The organism is Campylobacter concisus (assembly GCF_002165775.1).
Taxonomy (GTDB): domain Bacteria; phylum Campylobacterota; class Campylobacteria; order Campylobacterales; family Campylobacteraceae; genus Campylobacter_A; species Campylobacter_A concisus_E.
Genome location: NZ_NDYP01000002.1, coordinates 413,851 through 432,542, shown reverse-complemented (window position 1 = coordinate 432,542; position 18,692 = coordinate 413,851). Strand labels below are relative to the sequence as shown.

General features: G+C 37.3%; 24 protein-coding genes. 8 read left to right on the top strand and 16 right to left on the bottom strand.

From position 1 onward, the window contains the following. Positions 1-92: 92 nt before the first annotated feature. Genes hemN through hemB form a run of 4 tightly spaced genes read right to left on the bottom strand, consistent with a single transcriptional unit; the run spans position 93 to position 3,819 of the window. Entirely contained in the window at positions 93-1,454 is a 1,362-nt protein-coding gene (gene hemN / locus B9N66_RS03165) for an oxygen-independent coproporphyrinogen III oxidase (RefSeq protein ID WP_087579852.1), read from the bottom strand. Next, on the bottom strand, positions 1,447-1,932 hold the full coding sequence (locus B9N66_RS03160) for a DUF2603 domain-containing protein (RefSeq protein ID WP_087579851.1): 486 nt from the start codon (positions 1,930-1,932) through the stop codon (positions 1,447-1,449). Before B9N66_RS03160 ends, hemN begins: the two co-directional genes overlap by 8 nt. Continuing rightward, positions 1,929-2,846 carry an ornithine carbamoyltransferase gene (gene argF, locus B9N66_RS03155; RefSeq protein ID WP_087579850.1) on the bottom strand — a complete coding sequence of 306 codons (918 nt, stop codon included), beginning with the start codon at positions 2,844-2,846 and terminating at the stop codon, positions 1,929-1,931. Before argF ends, B9N66_RS03160 begins: the two co-directional genes overlap by 4 nt. A gap of 1 nt (position 2,847) precedes the next feature. Next, entirely contained in the window at positions 2,848-3,819 is a 972-nt protein-coding gene (gene hemB / locus B9N66_RS03150) for a porphobilinogen synthase (protein WP_087579849.1), read from the bottom strand. A 68-nt stretch (positions 3,820-3,887) separates the two neighbouring features. Between hemB and ribA the strand changes: the two genes are divergently transcribed. From ribA to htpX, 5 genes are read left to right on the top strand one after another with little or no spacing between them, the layout of a single operon-like run. Continuing rightward, positions 3,888-4,451, top strand: coding sequence for a GTP cyclohydrolase II (gene ribA, locus B9N66_RS03145; RefSeq protein WP_087579848.1), 564 nt, complete (start codon positions 3,888-3,890; stop codon positions 4,449-4,451). Beyond that, a complete protein-coding gene (rsmG, locus tag B9N66_RS03140; protein WP_087579847.1) occupies positions 4,451-5,017 on the top strand; it encodes a 16S rRNA (guanine(527)-N(7))-methyltransferase RsmG in 567 nt (188 codons plus the stop codon). The genes ribA and rsmG overlap by 1 nt, the downstream gene beginning before the upstream one ends. After that, positions 5,014-5,208 carry a hypothetical protein gene (locus B9N66_RS03135; RefSeq protein ID WP_084108385.1) on the top strand — a complete coding sequence of 65 codons (195 nt, stop codon included), beginning with the start codon at positions 5,014-5,016 and terminating at the stop codon, positions 5,206-5,208. Before rsmG ends, B9N66_RS03135 begins: the two co-directional genes overlap by 4 nt. Next, the gene (locus tag B9N66_RS03130) at positions 5,205-5,570 is read left to right on the top strand and encodes a hypothetical protein (protein WP_087579846.1); all 366 of its coding nucleotides are present in this window, start codon (positions 5,205-5,207) and stop codon (positions 5,568-5,570) included. Before B9N66_RS03135 ends, B9N66_RS03130 begins: the two co-directional genes overlap by 4 nt. A gap of 8 nt (positions 5,571-5,578) precedes the next feature. Further along, the gene (htpX, locus tag B9N66_RS03125) at positions 5,579-6,448 is read left to right on the top strand and encodes a zinc metalloprotease HtpX (RefSeq protein ID WP_087579845.1); all 870 of its coding nucleotides are present in this window, start codon (positions 5,579-5,581) and stop codon (positions 6,446-6,448) included. A gap of 240 nt (positions 6,449-6,688) precedes the next feature. On the opposite strand, the gene B9N66_RS03120 is transcribed toward htpX, so the two are convergent. The 5 genes from B9N66_RS03120 to B9N66_RS03100 are packed head-to-tail and all read right to left on the bottom strand — an operon-like array spanning position 6,689 to position 9,735. Further along, the gene (locus tag B9N66_RS03120) at positions 6,689-7,030 is read right to left on the bottom strand and encodes a hypothetical protein (protein WP_180382055.1); all 342 of its coding nucleotides are present in this window, start codon (positions 7,028-7,030) and stop codon (positions 6,689-6,691) included. 50 nt (positions 7,031-7,080) lie between these two features. After that, positions 7,081-7,512 carry a hypothetical protein gene (locus tag B9N66_RS03115; protein WP_054196386.1) on the bottom strand — a complete coding sequence of 144 codons (432 nt, stop codon included), beginning with the start codon at positions 7,510-7,512 and terminating at the stop codon, positions 7,081-7,083. A gap of 9 nt (positions 7,513-7,521) precedes the next feature. After that, positions 7,522-8,535, bottom strand: a complete 1,014-nt coding sequence (locus B9N66_RS03110; RefSeq protein WP_087579843.1) for an alanine racemase — start codon at positions 8,533-8,535, stop codon at positions 7,522-7,524. Then, complete coding sequence (gene cmeU / locus B9N66_RS03105; RefSeq protein ID WP_021091016.1) at positions 8,528-8,767, bottom strand: CmeU family protein; 240 nt, start codon at positions 8,765-8,767, stop codon at positions 8,528-8,530. The genes B9N66_RS03110 and cmeU overlap by 8 nt, the downstream gene beginning before the upstream one ends. Before the next feature lie 2 nt (positions 8,768-8,769). Further along, the gene (locus B9N66_RS03100) at positions 8,770-9,735 is read right to left on the bottom strand and encodes a L,D-transpeptidase family protein (protein WP_021090919.1); all 966 of its coding nucleotides are present in this window, start codon (positions 9,733-9,735) and stop codon (positions 8,770-8,772) included. A gap of 137 nt (positions 9,736-9,872) precedes the next feature. Here B9N66_RS03100 and B9N66_RS03095 point away from each other — a divergent pair, with 137 nt between their 5' ends. Genes B9N66_RS03095 through B9N66_RS03085 form a run of 3 tightly spaced genes read left to right on the top strand, consistent with a single transcriptional unit; the run spans position 9,873 to position 11,314 of the window. Continuing rightward, positions 9,873-10,295 carry a copper chaperone PCu(A)C gene (locus tag B9N66_RS03095; protein WP_087579842.1) on the top strand — a complete coding sequence of 141 codons (423 nt, stop codon included), beginning with the start codon at positions 9,873-9,875 and terminating at the stop codon, positions 10,293-10,295. Beyond that, complete coding sequence (locus tag B9N66_RS03090; RefSeq protein WP_087579841.1) at positions 10,295-10,762, top strand: hypothetical protein; 468 nt, start codon at positions 10,295-10,297, stop codon at positions 10,760-10,762. The genes B9N66_RS03095 and B9N66_RS03090 overlap by 1 nt, the downstream gene beginning before the upstream one ends. 9 nt (positions 10,763-10,771) lie before the next feature. Beyond that, positions 10,772-11,314, top strand: coding sequence for an SCO family protein (locus B9N66_RS03085; protein WP_054196383.1), 543 nt, complete (start codon positions 10,772-10,774; stop codon positions 11,312-11,314). 300 nt (positions 11,315-11,614) lie between these two features. Here B9N66_RS03085 and B9N66_RS03080 read toward each other — a convergent pair whose 3' ends face one another. The 7 genes from B9N66_RS03080 to napA are packed head-to-tail and all read right to left on the bottom strand — an operon-like array spanning position 11,615 to position 18,212. After that, a complete protein-coding gene (locus tag B9N66_RS03080; RefSeq protein ID WP_072594844.1) occupies positions 11,615-11,956 on the bottom strand; it encodes a chaperone NapD in 342 nt (113 codons plus the stop codon). Then, positions 11,953-12,888, bottom strand: coding sequence for a WD40 repeat domain-containing protein (locus B9N66_RS03075; protein ID WP_087579840.1), 936 nt, complete (start codon positions 12,886-12,888; stop codon positions 11,953-11,955). Before B9N66_RS03075 ends, B9N66_RS03080 begins: the two co-directional genes overlap by 4 nt. Further along, the gene (locus B9N66_RS03070; protein ID WP_085657577.1) at positions 12,885-13,352 is read right to left on the bottom strand and encodes a 4Fe-4S ferredoxin; all 468 of its coding nucleotides are present in this window, start codon (positions 13,350-13,352) and stop codon (positions 12,885-12,887) included. Before B9N66_RS03070 ends, B9N66_RS03075 begins: the two co-directional genes overlap by 4 nt. After that, positions 13,352-13,879: a nitrate reductase cytochrome c-type subunit gene (locus tag B9N66_RS03065; RefSeq protein ID WP_072594841.1), complete on the bottom strand. Its 528-nt coding sequence runs from the start codon at positions 13,877-13,879 to the stop codon at positions 13,352-13,354. Before B9N66_RS03065 ends, B9N66_RS03070 begins: the two co-directional genes overlap by 1 nt. Then, positions 13,876-14,667, bottom strand: a complete 792-nt coding sequence (gene napH / locus B9N66_RS03060) for a quinol dehydrogenase ferredoxin subunit NapH (protein WP_087579839.1) — start codon at positions 14,665-14,667, stop codon at positions 13,876-13,878. Before napH ends, B9N66_RS03065 begins: the two co-directional genes overlap by 4 nt. Then, on the bottom strand, positions 14,664-15,422 hold the full coding sequence (gene napG, locus B9N66_RS03055; protein WP_021090635.1) for a ferredoxin-type protein NapG: 759 nt from the start codon (positions 15,420-15,422) through the stop codon (positions 14,664-14,666). The genes napH and napG overlap by 4 nt, the downstream gene beginning before the upstream one ends. Positions 15,423-15,431: 9 nt before the next feature. Beyond that, entirely contained in the window at positions 15,432-18,212 is a 2,781-nt protein-coding gene (gene napA, locus B9N66_RS03050) for a nitrate reductase catalytic subunit NapA (protein WP_087579838.1), read from the bottom strand. Positions 18,213-18,692 lie beyond the last annotated feature (480 nt).

Below are 18,692 nucleotides of genomic sequence, written 5' to 3'. Positions count from 1 at the left end.
TTATTATTAAGTCTATACTTAAATTTTGACACGAATTATACACCAAGAAATATTAAATGCATTTTAAATATCTTATGACAAAAAAATAATTTTTATATAGTTTTAGAAAAACGCCTTAAATTCTCGGGAATTTTCTTTAGATATTCATCAAAACACATTGCAATATTTCGTATTATCAGTGTTCCAGTTTCATTTACGCTGATTTTATCTGCTGCAACATTGACAAATTCGCTTAAATTTTTAAGCTCCTCAAGCTCTTCCTTAAAGTGTTCAAAGAAATTTATATGGAATTCATTCTCGATGGCTTTGATATCAAGCCCAAAATTACTCATTAAGTTCATAATCACACTCTTTCTAAGCAAATCTTCATCGCTTAGATAAATTCCCTTTGCATATGGCAATTTTCCACTATCGATCGCCTTTTCATACTCGTCCATATCTTTATAATTTTGTGCGTAGTGCCTTTTGCACTCACCGATACTTGTCACGCCTATACCAATAAGATCAGCGCCACCCTTTGTCGTATAACCTTGGAAATTTCTATGCAAAGTACCATTTGCAAGAGCGCTAAAAAGCTCATCATTTGGCTTTGCAAAGTGATCCATACCTATCATTTTGTAGCCATTTTTAGTTAAAAACTCAGCTGTAAATTTTAAAATTTCAAGCTTCACTTCTGGATTTGGTAAGGTTGTCTCATCAAATTTGCGCATTGATTTTTTTATCCATGGCACATGAGCGTAGTTAAATACCGCAAGCCTATCAGGATCAAGTGTAAGGGCTAGTTCAAGCGTCTTTTTAAAGCTCTCTAGACTTTGATAAGGCAGGCCGTAAATCAGGTCCATATTGATTGATTTTATGCCCTTTTCTCTAGCCATTTTTACAGCATTTTGGGTGATCTCATAAGGCTGAATTCTATGAATTTCTTTTTGCACCTTCTCATCAAAGTCTTGCACGCCGTAGCTTATGCGGTTAAAGCCATGAGATATGAGCACGTCAAGCTGCTCATTTGTCAAAAATCTCGGATCTATCTCACAACTTATCTCAGCCTCTTTTGATAAATTTTTAAATTTAGCTTTGATAAGTTTGATGATCTCATCAAGCTGAGCGGCGTTATAAAATGTCGGTGTACCGCCACCAAAATGCATCTGTAAGACCTCGGAGCTGGTGTCCAGGTGGCGAGCTAAAATTTCAAGCTCTTTTTCTATATATCTTATATATTTCTCTTTGCGATCCTCTTTACTAGTATAGATGACATTACAGCCACAAAAATAACAAGCACTTCTGCAAAATGGCAAGTGTAAATAAAGCGAAAGCGGTCGCTTCAGATCACGGCCTTCAAGCTCTTTTATATATGCCTCATAGCTAAATTGATCACTAAACTCTGGTGCTGTCGGATAGCTAGTATATCTTGGCCCTGGCCTTGAATACTTTACATAAGCACTAAAATCAATCATCTGCTCTACTCCTTGCCATTTGAATCACCTCTTTTATGTCTACAAATAAATTTGGGTGCTCTTTTTTGATATTTTTTACTAGTTTGTCAAGATCAATATTAAATTGTCTACTTTTTTTATCGCTTGCGATCTTTTTTATCTCATCCATAGCAACCACCCAAACATCACTAAAATCAACTGGTATATTTTGCCAGATCGTCTTTTCAAGCCTTAGATCAAAATTTTCTTTTTGAGACTCTTTTAAGGCCTCGATCAAAGCAGAAAGCGATTTTACAGAGATTACCGTGTGTAAATTTTGATTTTCATCAATGCCAAACCACGGTTCTTTTGAGTCCCAAGAGCCACTTTTTAAATTTAAAATATGCTCATTTGGATTTTTGGTTGAAACTATCTCAAAGATCGTCTTTTCAGGGCTACTTAGCCCAAGGCTATTGCCGATCTCGTCTATCTCATCATATATACTTTTCTCTTTGCTCATCTTCTTCTCTCATCTAGCCAGACCATTACACCTTTTTGGGCATGAAGTCTGTTTTCAGCCTCGATAAAAATTTCATCCGCGTGTCTCTCAAAGACTGCCTCGCTCACCTCGTAGCCCCTATAAGCTGGCAAGCAGTGCAAAAATATCGCATCTTTTTTAGCTAAACTCATCAAATTTTCATCCACGCAGTATCCAGCAAAATCTTTTAGCCTCTTTTCTTTCTCGGCCTCTTGCCCCATCGATACCCAAGTGTCCGTAGTCACTACATCGGCACCATCTACTGTTTCTTTTATATCATTTGTGATAAAAATTTTCGCACCTGAAATTTTTGCGTTTTCATTAGCCATCTTTAAAATTTCTGCATCCACTTCGTAGCCTTTTGGCGTGGCGACTCTTAGCTCAAGGCCAAGCTTGCTGGCTAGCATGAGCCACGAGTGAGTCATGTTGTTGCCATCTCCTACGTACGCGACCTTCTCTCCTGCGCTAAATTCTAGCATCGTGAGATAATCCGCCATGAGCTGCACTGGGTGAAATTTATCGCTTAAGCCGTTTATAACTGGCACGCTTGAAAATTTAGCAAATTCTTCTAGTGTCTCGTGCTTATCGACCCTTAGCATGGCCATGTCACACATCCTGCTTATCACCCTGGCAGTGTCACGGATTGGCTCGCCGCGGCCTATTTGTATATCATTTTTACTTAAAAATAGCGCATACCCGCCAAGCTCATGCATGCCCACATCAAAGCTTACTCTCGTTCTAGTCGAGCTTTTTTCAAATATCATCGCAAGCTTTTGGTCCTTAAGGTATGGCTTAAATTCTCTAGCCTTCGCCTCTTTTTTGATTTTGCGGGCTAAATTTATCATCTGCTCGATTTCATCTTTGCTAAAGTCATTTAGCGTCAAAAAGTGCCTCATCTTAGCCCCTTAAAATTTTAGCCGCTTCTTTTGCGTGATAGGTGATGATCAAATTTGCCCCTGCTCTTTTAAAGCCGATCAAGGTCTCCATCATAACGCGCTCATAGTCGATGATGCCAGCTTTTGCGCCAGCTTTTAGCAGTGCGTACTCGCCGCTTACGTTATAGACGCAAAGTGGTAGAAGTGTTAAATTTCTTAGCTCTCTAACGATGTCAAGATAGGCGAGTGCTGGCTTTACCATCAAGATATCAGCGCCTTGTGCCTCGTCCTGCAAGCTCTCATTTATAGCTTCAAGGCGGTTTGCGCTGTCCATTTGGTAGCTCTTTCTATCACCAAAGCTTGGAGCGCTTTGTGCCACATCGCGAAATGGTCCATAGTAGGCTGAAGCAAATTTAGTCGAGTACGCCATCACTGGTAAATTTTCATAGCCATTACTATCAAGCGCCTCTCTTAGTGTTGCGATGATACCATCCATCATACCGCTTGGTGCGATCATGTCGGCGCCATTTTGAGCGTGTATCAAGGCTTGTTTAGCTGAGATTTCAAGCGTTGCGTCATTGTCGATGGTATTATGCACGTGGTCGATTATGCCGCAGTGGCCATGATCTGTGTATTCACAAAAGCAAAGATCTGTTATGACAAATAAATTTGGAAATTTATCCTTTATGGCACGAAGCGCAGTTGCAATGATGCCGTCGTTGCTTAGTGCGTCGCTGCCAACGCTATCTTTTAGGCTTGGTATGCCAAATAAAATGATCGATTTTATGCCTAAATTTACTATCTCTTCACACTCTTTTAAAATTTCATCGATACTCATTTGATAAACGCCTGGCATCGAAGCGATCTCGTTTTTAACGCCCTTGCCATCAACTACAAAGAGCGGATAGATGAAGTCATTTACGCTAAGGCTAGTCTCTCGCACCATGTCTCTTAAAGCTGGATTTATTCTTAATCTTCTAAAACGTTTAAACATATTTTTGCCTTTTCTTTGTTAAAATGCTTGATTTTTAGCTAGTTTAGCACAGTTGGAGTAAATTTAAAATGAAAATAGAAATTTCAAACGCGGCAAATCTACCATCAAGATTTGGCACTTATAAGGTTCAAGCCTTCAAAGAAGGGGCAAAAGAGCACCTCGTGATCTACAAAGAGCCTTTGAGCGAAGTTGTAAATCTTAGAATTCACTCCGAATGCCTAACTGGCGATGCGATCGGGAGCCTAAAGTGCGACTGCCGCGACCAGCTTGAAGCGAGCCTAAAATATATCGAAGAAAATAGCGGCATGGTCATCTATCTGCGTCAAGAGGGCAGAAATATCGGGCTTTTAAACAAAATAAACGCCTATAGCCTTCAAGATAAGGGCCTTGACACGATAGAAGCCAATCACCAGCTAGGTTTTAAAGCTGACGAGAGAACATACGAAGTGGTTGATTTTATCCTAAATCACTACGGCATAAAAGAGATAAATTTACTCACAAACAATCCGCTAAAACTTCATGGTTTAAAGTCGGCAAAGATCGTAAAACGCGTACCTATTATCATAAAACCAAATAAGTTTAACGAAGACTATCTTCGTGTAAAAAAAGAGCAAATGGGGCATATTTTGTAATGAAAAATGAGCTTTGTCTGCCAGCTGATTTTGACGAAAAAGTAAAGGCTTATGCTCAAATTTTTGCTAAATTTAATGCCATTCATAGCTTAAGCAATTATAAAAGCATAAGCGAGCAAGTACTTGATAGCATAAAGCCGCTTGAAATTTTTGACCTAAGTGCCAAAACTGCGATCGATGTTGGTAGCGGAGCTGGCCTTCCAGCGATATTTTTAGCACTCGCAATGCCGCAAACAAAGTGGCACCTTTTTGAGCCAATAGCCAAAAAATCATCATTTCTAAGCTATGCTAAGATCGAGCTTGGTTTGCAAAATTTAGAAGTTCATAGCCAAAAGATCGAGCTTGCAGATAAATTTACAGCTAATCTCATCACCTCAAGGGCACTTAGCAAGACAAAAGAGCTTATAAAAATTTGCGAGGGATTTTACGATGAAAATACTAAATTTCTCATCTACAAGGGCTCAAGCGTTATGGATGAAATTTCAGGCATAGACGCGCAAATTTATAATGAAAAAAATAGAAACTACATATATTTTAATTTCAAAAAACATGGAGAAAAACATTGAAATACTTGCTTTTTGTAGCGATTTTGGTTGCGATTTACATCATATTTTTTAAAAATAGAAAAAATAGCGACAAGATAAGCACCAGTAACTTCGAAGAGTGCAGCAAATGCGGTGTCTTTAGTGACATCGATCAAATGGTATTAAGAGACGGAAAATATATCTGCAAAGAGTGTATAAAGGGTGAGAGATGAAAATTTTGGGTGATGAGCTGATCAAATTTGAGCCACTATTTCTTTGCAAAAGCGAAGATGAAATTTCAAACGGTAGGCAAAATCTCTTTAAATTTGATAGAAATTTGATAAAAAGAGCGCTAGAAGCTGAAGCAAACTTTAGCATTTTTGTGACGAATACAAATGAAGCCATTATCGCAAACGCGGCTGGAGCAAAATTTATTATTGCAGATATTGACATTGCAAAAGATCTAGCAAAGATTGCTGAGAGTTATTTATTTGACGTACTTATAGCTGTTTTGATAAAAGATGAGAGCGAGCTAGCACAGCTTGCAAAATTTAACATAGACGCTGCGATCTTGCCAAATGCTATAAAAGAATAAGGACAAAAATGGAAATTTTTAAAACTGCTTTTTTAATGGTTACTTTAATGCTGATTTTTATCGCTGTTGGCGGATATATTGGCGGTGAGTATGGCATGATGATCGCCTTTTTGATAGCAACTGGCACAAATATCTTTTCATATTTTTTTAGTGATACTCTGGTGCTTAAAAGATATAACGCTATCCCAGTCGATGAGAGTAACGCTCACGGGCTTTATGAGATCGTATCTCGTCTCACACAAAAGGCAAATTTGCCTATGCCAAAAATTTACATCATACCAGAAGAGGTACCAAATGCCTTTGCTACGGGCAGAAACCCAAGCCATGCAGCCGTTGCAGTAACCGAGGGGCTTTTAAAAATTTTAAATGAAAACGAGATCGAGGGTGTGCTAGCTCACGAGCTAAGCCACGTAAGGCATTACGACATCCTAACTGGTTCAATCGCTGCCATACTAGCTGGCGCTATCGCAATGCTTGCAAATTTTGCTAAGATTGGTGGTATTGCTGGGCAAAGCAGCGGTTCAAGAAGAGGTGGCGGTAATGCCATCGTTATGCTAGCACTTGCTATACTCATGCCAATAGCTGCCACAATCATCCAAATGGCGATCTCAAGGGAGCGCGAGTACAAGGCGGACAAAGGCGCAGCCTATCTAACAGGACACCCAGAGTGGCTTGCAAGCGCTCTAAGAAAGCTTGAGAGCTACTCAAATTCTTACGTTATGCAAAACGCAAGCGAGCAAAGTGCTCATATGTTTATCGTAAATCCATTTGGCTCGCTAACTAACAAGCTTGGCGTACTTTTTAGAACGCATCCAAGCACTAGCGATAGGATTGCTGAGCTTGAAAGACTTGAACAAGAGATAAAAAGAGGCATGTAAAAATTTAGTCCTTAGTGAAATTTGGGCTAAATTTCTTCTTTTTACCATCTTTTTTGGCTTTAAATTTAGACATTTACAAGAAATTTTAAATTTTATGAGCGAGTAATTTCGGATCTAAAATTTGAGCCAAGCGGTGGGCAAAATCAAATTTTAGTAGTCGATTCTTGCAAGTAAATAAAATTTTAAAATTTATAAAAATATCAAATTTACAACCAAAAAACCGAAATTTAGCCCCAAATTTCACTGCAATTTCTTGCAGTCACGATCTTCTATAGTGTACTCAAAGATCAGCTCACCATTTTCTGAATAAAAAAGCTCATCCAAGGCGACACCGATGCTTAGCATATTTAAGATCTCTTTATCTTTGCAAGCAGTTCGCAAATTCTCTTTTTTGATAGCTTCGATAAATTCCAAACGCTCTTTCTCCTCAAACCTTTTGATCTCTTGCTTTCTTGCGTGTTTGACGGCGTATCTATAGATGAGCGTATCACCGACATTCAAGATATCGTTAAGCGTAAGTGTTGGCGTACAGATAAATGGGAGCTTTTTTTTATAGTAAGTTGCATGATTTTTCGCTGCCATATCTGGCGTAAGAGCCAGGGCAAGTGAGTAAAAAAACAGTAAAAAAAGGGCTACTCGCAACTACTTTTATCCAAATTTATATCAAAAAAATGCCTACCCTCAAAGCCGTAACTACCACTTAGAGTGATGCCACGATTTAGCACAGCTCTAGCCATACCTGAGTTGCAAAGCGCATCTTTTCCATTTTTATAAAACTCATCTTTTAAAGCTAAGATTTGAGCTTTGTTGTAGCCTTTTATCCTCTTTGTCTTGGTCTCGTTTAAAACAAACTCGCCATGTATGTTTAGCCCGCTGCTACTTACATCTTTTAGCGTAATCATCTCATCGACCCTACTTGGTAAATTTGGCTTTGCAGTTTGGACGACAAAGGTTGGGATCTGCTTAGTGTCAAGCTGATTTAGTATCTGCTCATAAATCTTAAACTCACTCTCTTGCACACCAAAAGCAAGGCTAGCAAGGGCTAATAAAACGATCTTTTTCACATATTTCCTTTATATAAATTTTCTAGTGATGTTTGGCGAGAGCTTTACTAAAATATCATAACTTATAGTATCAAAAAATTTCGCCCAAATATTTGCATCCTCAAAGACACAGACCCACTCGCCGCTATCTTTACAACTAAAGCTATCCATAGAAATTTTGCCTAGTATTGGCTCGTTATTGGCAAGTCTTAACTCACCACAGCCATTGTATCTTAGTAACCCATCGCCATATCCAAGATCATAGGTGGCTACATTTATATCTTCTTTTGCGCTAAATTTAGCGCCATATCCAACACCTTGACCACTTTTTAAAATGCGCCTGCTAACTCTTTTTGCCCATAGTGAAAGTACCGGCTTTAACCCCAAACTATCATTGAACTGAGAGTATCCATACTGGGCAATACCAATACGCACCATATCATCATCGATTTCACTTGCTCTCTCAAGAGCAGCTGAGTTGTGAGAGTGAAAGATCGGTTTTTTTATACCAAACTCATCGCAAAGAGCTAAAATTTTCTCTTTTGCAGCCCTAAAATTTTCCCTTTGCACGAAATAATCAGTATTTAGCTCATCACTTGCACGAAAATGAGTATAAGCTCCAAGAAACTCCAAATTCCTTCTTGTTAAAATTTCAAACGCATAATCAAGCTCACTTATATCAAGCCCATTTCTATGCATACCAGTGTCAATTGCAAGGTTGATTTTTGTATTTTCTTTTATCTTTAAAAGTGCGTCTATGTCGTTTATCGCATAGATAAATTTGCTGCTTTCATTTCCGGTTGGAACATGCGAGAGAATGAGAATATTTTCAAATATGTCAGAAATTTCATTTGCCTCAAACTCACTTTTTACAGCACAAATTTCTATGCCAAATTTTTTAGCTTCATTTGCAATAAGCCTTGCGCCATGGCCATAAGCATTGTCTTTTAATACAACTATTACTTTCTCTTTGCCACCAGCTTTAGCACAAATTTGAGTGAGGTTATGGATATATGAAGCTTTATTTAGGCGTATTTCAGACATTAAAATTCACATTAAAAGCAGTATAAACATCCGGTAAAAGTTTTCTTACGTTGTAGTCAAATGCATAAAATTTAGCGTAAATTTCTTTCAGATCAGCCTCTTTTACTTTACTAAAATCAAAAACATCAGTACCATCTTTCTTTGGAACTTGGCGGTCAAGCTCAGCAAAAAAAGCAGCTCTTGCCTCTAAAATTTTTTCGATTTTTTCTTTTACTTCTTGAGATTTTTCCACTTTTACTCCTCTATAAAAATTTTCATATCATCGTTATAAAGCTTCACATAAAGCGTCTTTTGACCAGCAAATTTATGTGTATCTGAAACATAATCCTCATAAAAACTCACACGAAAAAGCCTATCGTTTTTAAGATTTGGATAAGGCGTGATGAGAAAATTTGAAAAACTAATGCGTTTTTTCTCTTTTTTAGAAAAAATAGCCCGCTTCATACTTTTAAATTTTTCCAAGCTCATACCATCGTATCGTTCAAAGTTTTTATCGTAAAATTTAAGATAGTTTTCAATGTCGCTCTCGCTCCATGTCTTTTTCCAGCCCAAAAGTCCAGAAATGATCACTGCAATATCTTTTGCACTAGCTTCTGGACGCTTATCTTCATAAATAAATGCAAGTGTTTTTTTGTGATCCACAACATCATCGAATTTCATCAAAGTATCATTTTGCATAGCCACGCAGCCTTTTGTTTTTAGCTCATCTGTCCTTTGACCATCAAGTGGATAGCCATGTATCCAAATGCCACCGCCATTTCGCTTTGCAAGCTTATCAAGCAAATTTGGATATGAAAGCGAAAATGCAAGTGGGCCAAGATATCTATCATTTGGCGTAAATCTACGTGTAAGCTGATACACTCCAACCGGTGTTTTTAGATCGCCTTCAAGAAGCTTATCACCATTTTTACCAACTATAACACTTGAGCTAAAAAGCTTTTTTGTAATACCGCCATTATAAGAGATCACTTCAAGCTTCTTTTTAGTTTTATCAACTACACTTAGAAGTATCTCATTGTCATAATACCCATATCTTACATCCTTGCCTTCAAGCTTTTTTAGCCAGTAATCCTTACTTAAAATATTTTTTTCGATGGCATCAATAACAGCAGCAGAGCCATTTTTTAAGTAAATTTCTTCGTAATTTTGGGCAAAAAGACAAGGCGACAACGCGATGAAGAAAAATATAATTTTTTTCAAGTGAAATATCCCAAAAAGTAAAATTTAGTCCGTAATTATATCCTAAAAAATTTATATTTTTAGATTTTAAAGGTAAATTAAGTAGTTCTAAATGTATAATGTGAAAACCATTATTAATTTTATCACAAAGGAAAAATATGAAAAAAATCGTTTTTGGTGCGATGCTTGCAGCTTCTGCTCTTATGGCGGCTGATATCAGCCTAGAAAATGTTAGAGCTAGAGATACAAAACCTGGCACAAACAATAGTGCAATTTTTATGGATATAAAAAATACTTCAAATTCTGATGTAAAGCTTATTGGCGCTCATTCAAGCGTTTGCAAAAGTACAGAAATTCATACTCACAAAATGAATGATGGTATGATGGCTATGGTTCAAATCGAAGATGCAGTGATTCCAAAAAATGGTGAAACAAAACTAGCTCCTGGCGGTTTACACATTATGCTTATGGATCTAAATAAACCATTAAAAGATGGTGATAAAGTTGATTTAGAGCTAAAATTTAGCAATGGCGAAAGTATAAAGCTTGATAATATCGGAGTAACTAAAAACTTTAAATAATGAAAAAAATCATAATTATTTTTTCATTTATCTTTGTTGTTCTAGGCGCTTTTTCGATAGGCTATAAGCTTATGACAACAAGCAAGGAAGATCCACCTGAATTTTCCGATGTAAACACATCGCTAGATCCTTTAAAATGTGATCTAAACAATAAACCTTGTGAGATGGAATTTAAAGGCGTAAAGCTAAAAATAGACATCTCACCAAGACCTATTTATGCTATGAGACCTTTTAGCTTTAAAATCATTAACGGTAAAAATTTAGGGCTAAAAAATCCTAGTCTTGAGATAGACGGCATAAATATGAATATGGGATCGATCAAAGCAAGACTTGAGCCAAGAGGCGATAACTTAACTGCTCAAGTAGTGCTAAGTGCTTGCGTTGTCGAGCTTATGAGATATAGATTTAAAGTGCTTGATGACGAAAAAGAAACTGGTTTTTTTGTAGATCTTGATCTAAAATTATAGAGGGTAATGATGAAAAAGGCATTTTGGGGCTTAATAATAATCTTAATTTGTATAGGTGTTGCACTTTTGCTAATAAAGCCAAACAAGTATGATTTTAAGGCACTTTCGCAAAATGGTGAAGTAAGTCTTAAAAATTACGATGGAAAGTACAAAGTTATATATTTTGGTTATCTTTTTTGCCCCGATGTCTGCCCTACTGCGCTCTCTTTGATTGGCGATGAGCTAAATAAACTAAAAAGAGATGACTTTGAGTTACTTTTTATTACGCTTGATCCTGAACGCGATACTCCTGAAAATTTAACTCTAATGGCAAAAAATTTCTACAAAGATGCCGATGGATTAAAACTAAACGCCTTAAAAGAAGTGGCAAAAACCTACGGTGTAAAATTTCAAAAAGTCCGTCTTGAAAACTCGGCCATGGGCTACTCTGTTGCCCACAGCTCTTCAATATATTTAATAGACAAAAAAGGAAATTTTTATAAAGAAATTTCAAATCTAACAAATGAAAACATTGGAGAAAATTTATTAAATTTGATCAAAGATAGACCTTAAGGCTATAAATTTAGTAAGCCAAAACTGGCCTACCAAAATTCTTTATGCAAGCATCATCTCAAGGTCTTCTAAACTAAAATTTAATTCACTTGCTATACTTTTGATTTTAATGCTTGTTGAGTGATTTTTCACCAAAAATCTAAATTAAGCCATTGAACATAAATTTAATCTACAAGTCAAACAAAATTGATTAAATATAAGCAGTACTAGCAATGAATTTATTAAGAATCTCTATATAAAAGGTGGGCTTTTGCGCTATAAATTTTAATGATAATGCAAAAGCTAAAAATTTAAGTTTTACTATTTCACTCTATGATGCACGCTGCCGCCATAAGTAATATCCTCTGCCTTTACCTCATCACTTGTTAAAATTTCACTTATCTTGCCATTTTCTTCTAGCTTTTTCCTATTTTCTTCGGCATCTTCTTGATAGCTGTAAACCATCGCAACACTCACTACTCCACTGATAGCTTCTATCTTTTTAAAATTTTTTATCTCATCTTCAATACTATCTGAGCTAACTACCACTACGATTCTATCGTCTGCGTCGGTTATTATTTCACATTCTTTTAGCTTTTTTATCTCATTTTTTACACTTTCATTTTTATTGTCCGTATAAACTATTAAACTTGAAATATTCATTTAATTCTCCAAAACAAAATTTTATTCTCATAGGCTGAAGTTACAACTTCATTGTCGCTTATAAAAACTATGCTATTTATCGTACTTTGCCCAGTTTTTAGCATTGCGATATTTTCTAAGCTTTTGCTATCAACTAAATTTACATCGCTCATCTCATCGCTCATATAGGCTGCCACTCTGCCATCATCGCTAAGGCCGACGCCATAGACCAAAAAGCCGGTATTTATCTTTTTTAGGCTTCCAGCTGAAAATATCCCCACGATCCTGTCGGTACCTCCGCTGATCATGACGCCATTTTTATATGAGATGTCGTAGATATTGTCTGTATGAATGTCTAAAATTTGATCCATTTTTTTAGCTTTTATGTTATAAAAGTAGACCTTCCCACTCTCGCAAGCGATAGCTAGCGTGCTTCTATCTTCATTTATCTCCATATCTGAAAGCATCGCGATTGAAATTTTAAAGCTATCATAAATTTCGCCATTTTTTAGGTTTAAAAAGTAAATTTCATTGCTAATTGAAGCAAGCGCAACATGCTCATTATCTAAAAACAATGCCTTTTTTGTTGCTTGATTTGGTATTTTTATGCTTTTCATCTGTCCATTTTCTCTTATATAAAGCACCTTTGTAGCATAGTCACCCTCGCTTAGGATGAGTATCTTGCCGTTTAACTCATCAACGTTTAGAATTTTTGGTCTTTCATGATCACTAACGTAGGTTTTTATATCATCCATCTTAATGATCTCTTCAAATTTAGACTCTTTAGGATCATAAATTTCAACCGTCCCTCCATCAGTCGCGATAAAGAGTTTGCCATTTATTAGCGTTGTGCTTAGCACATTTGCACTAGCCTCTATTTGCTTGTATGGAGTGGTGATCTCGCTTGCAAAGATAAAATTTAATAGACAAAAAATAAAAAACAAAGCTCTCATAAGGCCTCCATTTGAAGTGAATTTTTAAAGCAAACATCAAAGCACTCGCCGCAACTTACGCAGTTTTGATTAACAATAGGTCTAAAAACGCCAAGAAATTCGACTGCTTTAAATTTGCAAGCATCAAGGCAGTTGTAGCAGATTGTATCGTTCCATGCTAGACAGCTAGAAACATCGATGCTAACTTTTGCATTTATACTCTTTGGTGAGTTTAAGCTTAATGTCTTCTTACCAAGACTCTCACAAGCCTTTGCGCACTCTTCGCAAAAGTCACAGCCCAGCTTTTTAACTTTAAAAACTACCCTTTCATTTTCAAAGCTAAGAAGCTCTTTTTCACAAGCATTTACGCAGCTAGCATCGCATCCATCGCAGTCAAACTCACCGCTAAAAAATGGTGGAGTTATAAATTTGGGAGCAGATTTTGCCCCCAAAATTTTACTAAAAAGCTCTCGCCTGCTTTGCATTATTTAACACCATCGTTTAAAACATCTAGCAAGTTTGATTTATGAGTACCGTTTTTATCTCTAAAATCAGGCTTAAATTTATTGCCAACAAGCTGCGTTACGCCATTTTGTTGCTCAACGTGGCATGTTGTGCAGTTATATCTTTCATCATCAAGCTTGCCTGCAAGATCTTTTTTATTTCTGATGTCATAAAGGTGAGATGATGGTATCGGTGTTGCTCCACTATCTTTTGCAAACTCTGGCATATGGCAGGTTACGCACATATTCATATCTTTTGTGATAGGCACTAAACCCTCAGTATCGTGTGGGATAAATGGTGGTGCATTTTCAAAAGACCTATCAAATTTCTTTGACATACCGGCTGGCTCTTTTGTGTAGTTCACATCTTTTAATACAACGTCTTTATCGTCTAGCAAATCGATATTTCTAAAGCCGATTTGCGAATCACTAATACTTGGATTATTAAAAGTACATGCCGCAAAAAACGCAGCACACAATCCTCCAAGCATCATTATTTTTATTTTCATTTTTCTCTCCTTAAATTTCTAATACTAAATTTCAAAGCCCCATCTCCACAAACATCAATGCACCTGCCACAGCTTATGCACTCGCTTGAGCTAACCGAGCGGCTATCTTTACCGATCATGTCAAGCACTTGCATCTCTGGGCAAATAAGCTTGCATTTCATACATTTTGTACAAGCCTGGGCATCATGCTTTACTCTAATTAGGGCAAATTTTGAGATGATGGCGTAAAAGGCACCAAGAGGACAAACGTGCGAACAAATACCACGCTTTAACACAAACATATCAAAAGCAATGATCGCAACCGCTATACCTAAAGCACTAGCCGAGCCGTAAATAAAGCCACGCTGAATAATGCCAATATAGCTAACGCTCTCAAATACCGGGTAAGATAAAGCAAGGCTTAATATAAGAGCAAGAGCCAGCAAGTAATAACGTAAATTTTTACTCACATTTAAGACTTTTTCGCCCTTAAAGCCAAATTTCTCTCTTAGTTTAAAAGCGATATCGGTTAGTAAATTTATTGGGCATATCCACGAACAAAACGCTCTTGGAGCAACTAGCGCGTAAAATGCAAAGATAATGCCAGCTCCAATAATTGCATTTATGCCAGCACTAAAGCTTGCAAGTAAAATTTGAACTAAAGCAAATGGGTCACTTAGTGGAATTTTTCCAAAAAGCAAAGATGAGCTTAAATTTCCGCTAAGTATCTTAACTCCATAAAAATTTCCTAGGATAAATAGCGCTAGGATAGAAATTTGAGTTATTCGTCTTAAGATTAAAAATTTCATAGCTCACCACCATTTAGATAATCAGTCGCTTTTTTAATGTCAAGCTTTATTTTGCTGTCTGCATCGTCTATGCGTCTTTCATCTTCTTTGACCCAGCCTTTGACGTAGTTATCGCCTACTTTGCCAAGCACCGCGTCACGGTTTAGCACGGTAATGGCTGCTTTTTTAGTGATACAGGCTCGCTCGCATAGGCCACATCCGGTGCAGATGTCGCTATCGACCACTGGAAGTAAAAAGGCATGCTTTTGCGTCCTTTCGTTACGGCGATACTCAAGATACAAGGCCTTATCTATGAGCGGACAGGATCTATAGCAAGCATCGCACTGTATGCCCCAGTATGCCACGCAGTTTTTCATATCAACCACCGCAACACCCATTTTGGCCTTATTTATGTCAAGCTTGCCTTTTGTGCTTACTAAATTTACGTCCAAAGCTCCAGTCGGACAGGCTGGCACACAAGGGATATTTTCACACATATAGCAAGGAATTTTTCTAGGCTCAAAATAAGGCGTTCCAATGCTTATGCCATCTTCTAGCGATGAGAGCTTTAGCGTATCAAATGGACAAGCTTCTACGCAAAGCCCGCATCTAATGCAACTTTGTAAAAATTGCTTCTCTTCTTTTGCACCAGGAGGCCTAAGAAGCATAAGTGGCGAAGCTTTGGCACTAAGCGACCAAACAAAGCCTCCGCCAAGAGCCAAAAGTGCTACTTTTGCTCCAAATTTTAAAGCCTCTCGCCTACTTGAAAATCCCATATCGCTCACCTATGCTTTATAAATTTTAACCGCACACTTTTTATAATCAGTCTCTTTTGAGATTGGGCAAGTAGCGTCTAGTGTGACTTTATTGATAAATACGTTTTCATCAAACCAAGGCACATAAACAAGCCCTACTGGCGGCTTATTTCTACCTTTTAGATCAACTCTTGCTTTTACCTTGCCACGGCGTGATTCGACCCAAACGATCTCATTTTGCATTACGCCAAGATTTTTAGCATCATCTTCATGCATATAGCAAAGTGCCTCTGGAACAGCCCTATAAAGCTCAGGAACACGCATGGTCATAGTGCCTGAGTGCCAGTGCTCTAGAACACGGCCAGTACATAGCCAGAATGGATAATCTTTACTTGGCATCTCGCATGGATCCATATAAGGGCGGAAGAAAATTTTTGCTTTGTTTGCAAGAGATGTTTTATCTTTATTTGTAACGCCTTTTAGATCGCCTGTTGGAAGTGCTGCATTTTTGTTGCCATAGAATGCAAATTTCTCATTTGGGGCAGCTTTTTTAGCGTATGGGTCAAATTTAGTATTAAATCTCCACTGAGTCTCTTTACCATCAACAACTGGCCATCTAAGACCTCTTACTCTGTGGTAAGTGTCAAAGTCAGCTAGGTCATGACCGTGTCCAACGCCAAATTTTCTATACTCTTCCCAAAGATATTTATGGACGAAAAATCCATATCCTTTAAATTCTTTGCCATCTGAGCCGATCACTTTTCTGCTATCGCCAAATACTTCTGTATTGTCGTAGTTTTCCATGATTGGATCGTTTGCGCTAAATTTCTTAGCCTCTTCGTTTGCAAAAAGTACATCAAATAGCGTATCTTCTTCGCTATACCCCATAGCTTTTGCAGCATCAAGTACATTTGGGAGTGTAACTTTGTCATTTACTTTTTTCTCACCCCAAACATCTTTTAGCTTAAAGCGCTTACTAAACTCCATCATTTGCCAAATATCAGGCATCGCTTCGCCAACCGGAAGTACTTGCTGTCTCCAGTGTTGTGTTCTTCTCTCGGCATTACCATATGCACCCCATTTTTCATAGATCATCGCAGTTGGAAGAATAAGGTCAGCCACTTTTGCAGAAATTCCTGGATAAGGATCGCTTACAACGATGAAGTTATCCATCTCACGAGCTGCTTTTATCCAGTGGTTTGCATTTGCAGTATTTTGCCATGGGTTGTTTACTTGAACCCATATAAATTTAACCTTACCATCTTCAAGATCACGCATCATTTTTACGTAGTGAGAAGCGAGTACACCACTTAGTGTTCCAGCAGGAAGTTTCCAAATTTTTTCAGTTATCTCTCTATGTTTTGGATTTTCGATAACCATGTCAGCTGGTAAGCGGTGAACAAATGTTCCAACCTCTCTTGCAGTACCACACGCACTTGGTTGGCCAGTTAGAGAAAACGCTCCTGAGCCTGGAAGTGCTTGCTTACCAAGTAAGAAATGCACCATATAAGCTTGCTCATTTACCCATGTACCACGTTGGTGTTGGTTAAAGCCCATCGTCCAAAAACTTACGACTTTGCGGTTTTTCTCGATGTAAAGATCAGCAAGTGCCTTTAGCTTTTTCTTAAATTCTTCTATATCTTCATTTGGATCGCCCTTTGCCACCTTTGCTGTAAAGTCAAGCGTGTAAGGTGCAAGAGCTTTTTTAAACTCTTCAAATGTTATTTGCCAATGTGCGCCAGATTTTGCAGCATTTTTATTTTCTAGCGTATCGCCAGCTTTTAGTCCAAGATATGCAAGTGTAACACCCTCAGCTTCACTTAGTACCTTTGACTTCTCAGTCGCAGCAGTGTCTAGCTCGCTTGGAGCATATTTTTTGTGATTAATATCTGGACGAAGACCATATCCGATATCGGCTGGACCAGTTGTAAATACACAGTGCTTTTTAACAAATTCTTCATCGATCATCTCTGGGTGGTTATAAACTATTTCACGAGCGATGTAGTTCCAGATAGCAAGGTCAGATGACGGAGCAAAGATGATCTCGATATCAGCTAAATTTGATGTTCTAGTTGAGTAAGTGCTTAAATTTACAACCTTTACTCTATCAGGATCACTAAGCTTTCTATCGCTTACGCGTGCCCAAAGTATCGGGTGCATCTCGGCCATATTTGCGCCCCAAGCTACGATAGTATCAGTTAGCTCGATATCATCAAAACAGCCTGATGGCTCGTCTATACCAAAAACTTGCATAAAGCCAACAACCGCGCTTGCCATGCAGTGTCTTGCGTTTGGATCGATGCTATTGCTTCTAAAGCCACCTTTTATAAGTTTAATAGCAGCGTAACCTTCTGGAATAGTATATTGACCAGAGCCTAGAACTCCGATACCATGAGGTCCTAGCTCATCATATGCTTTTCTAAACTGAGCCTCCATAACATCAAATGCTTGCTTCCAGCTTACTTGCTTAAATTTACCTTTTTTATCAAATTCGCCTTTTTCATTTACACGTAAAAGCGGATGAGTGATCCTGTCCTCGCCGTACATGATTTTGGCGTTAAAATAGCCTTTGATGCAGTTTAGACCGCGATTTACTGGTGCTTCTGGATCTCCTTTTACAGCTACTATCTTGCCTTCTTTTGTAGCGACCATGATACCACAGCCTGTCCCACAAAACCTACAAGCGGCTTTATCCCAGCGCCAGCCTTTTTCAGCTTCGCTTGCTGCACTTAGCGAGCTTGGTACGGCTATACCAGCACTAGCACAAGCAGCACTAGCTGCAGCACTTTTTATGAATTCTCGTCGATTCATTCTTTCTCCTTTAAAGATTTAAAACAAATTTAATTGATATTAACCTTGTAAAACTTATTTACAACTGATTTACATTTACAAAAATTTCAAAAAACTTAAGCCAAAAATGTAAATATTTTTCTACATAAAAATATTAATTTTCTCACAAAGCACGATTTTAAAATAAAATACTATTTAATAAAATTTAAAAATTTTAGAGTAGTTATCAAAAAAGCTAAATAAAACAAAGTAAAATTGTTTTTAAATATTTGAGTAAAAAAGTAACATAAAGTATTATTAAAAATTTTATCTCCTTACTGAAATAGCAATAATTGCAGGGATAAATTCTAATAATTTTCATTACATTACAGCAAACATAATCTATAAAAATTTAACTAGTAATATCACTATAAAGCTATAAATATTAGATAATTTTTAAAAATTTTATTATATTTATAAAACAAAAAATAATTTTAAGATTAGAGATAAAAAGGAGTTATT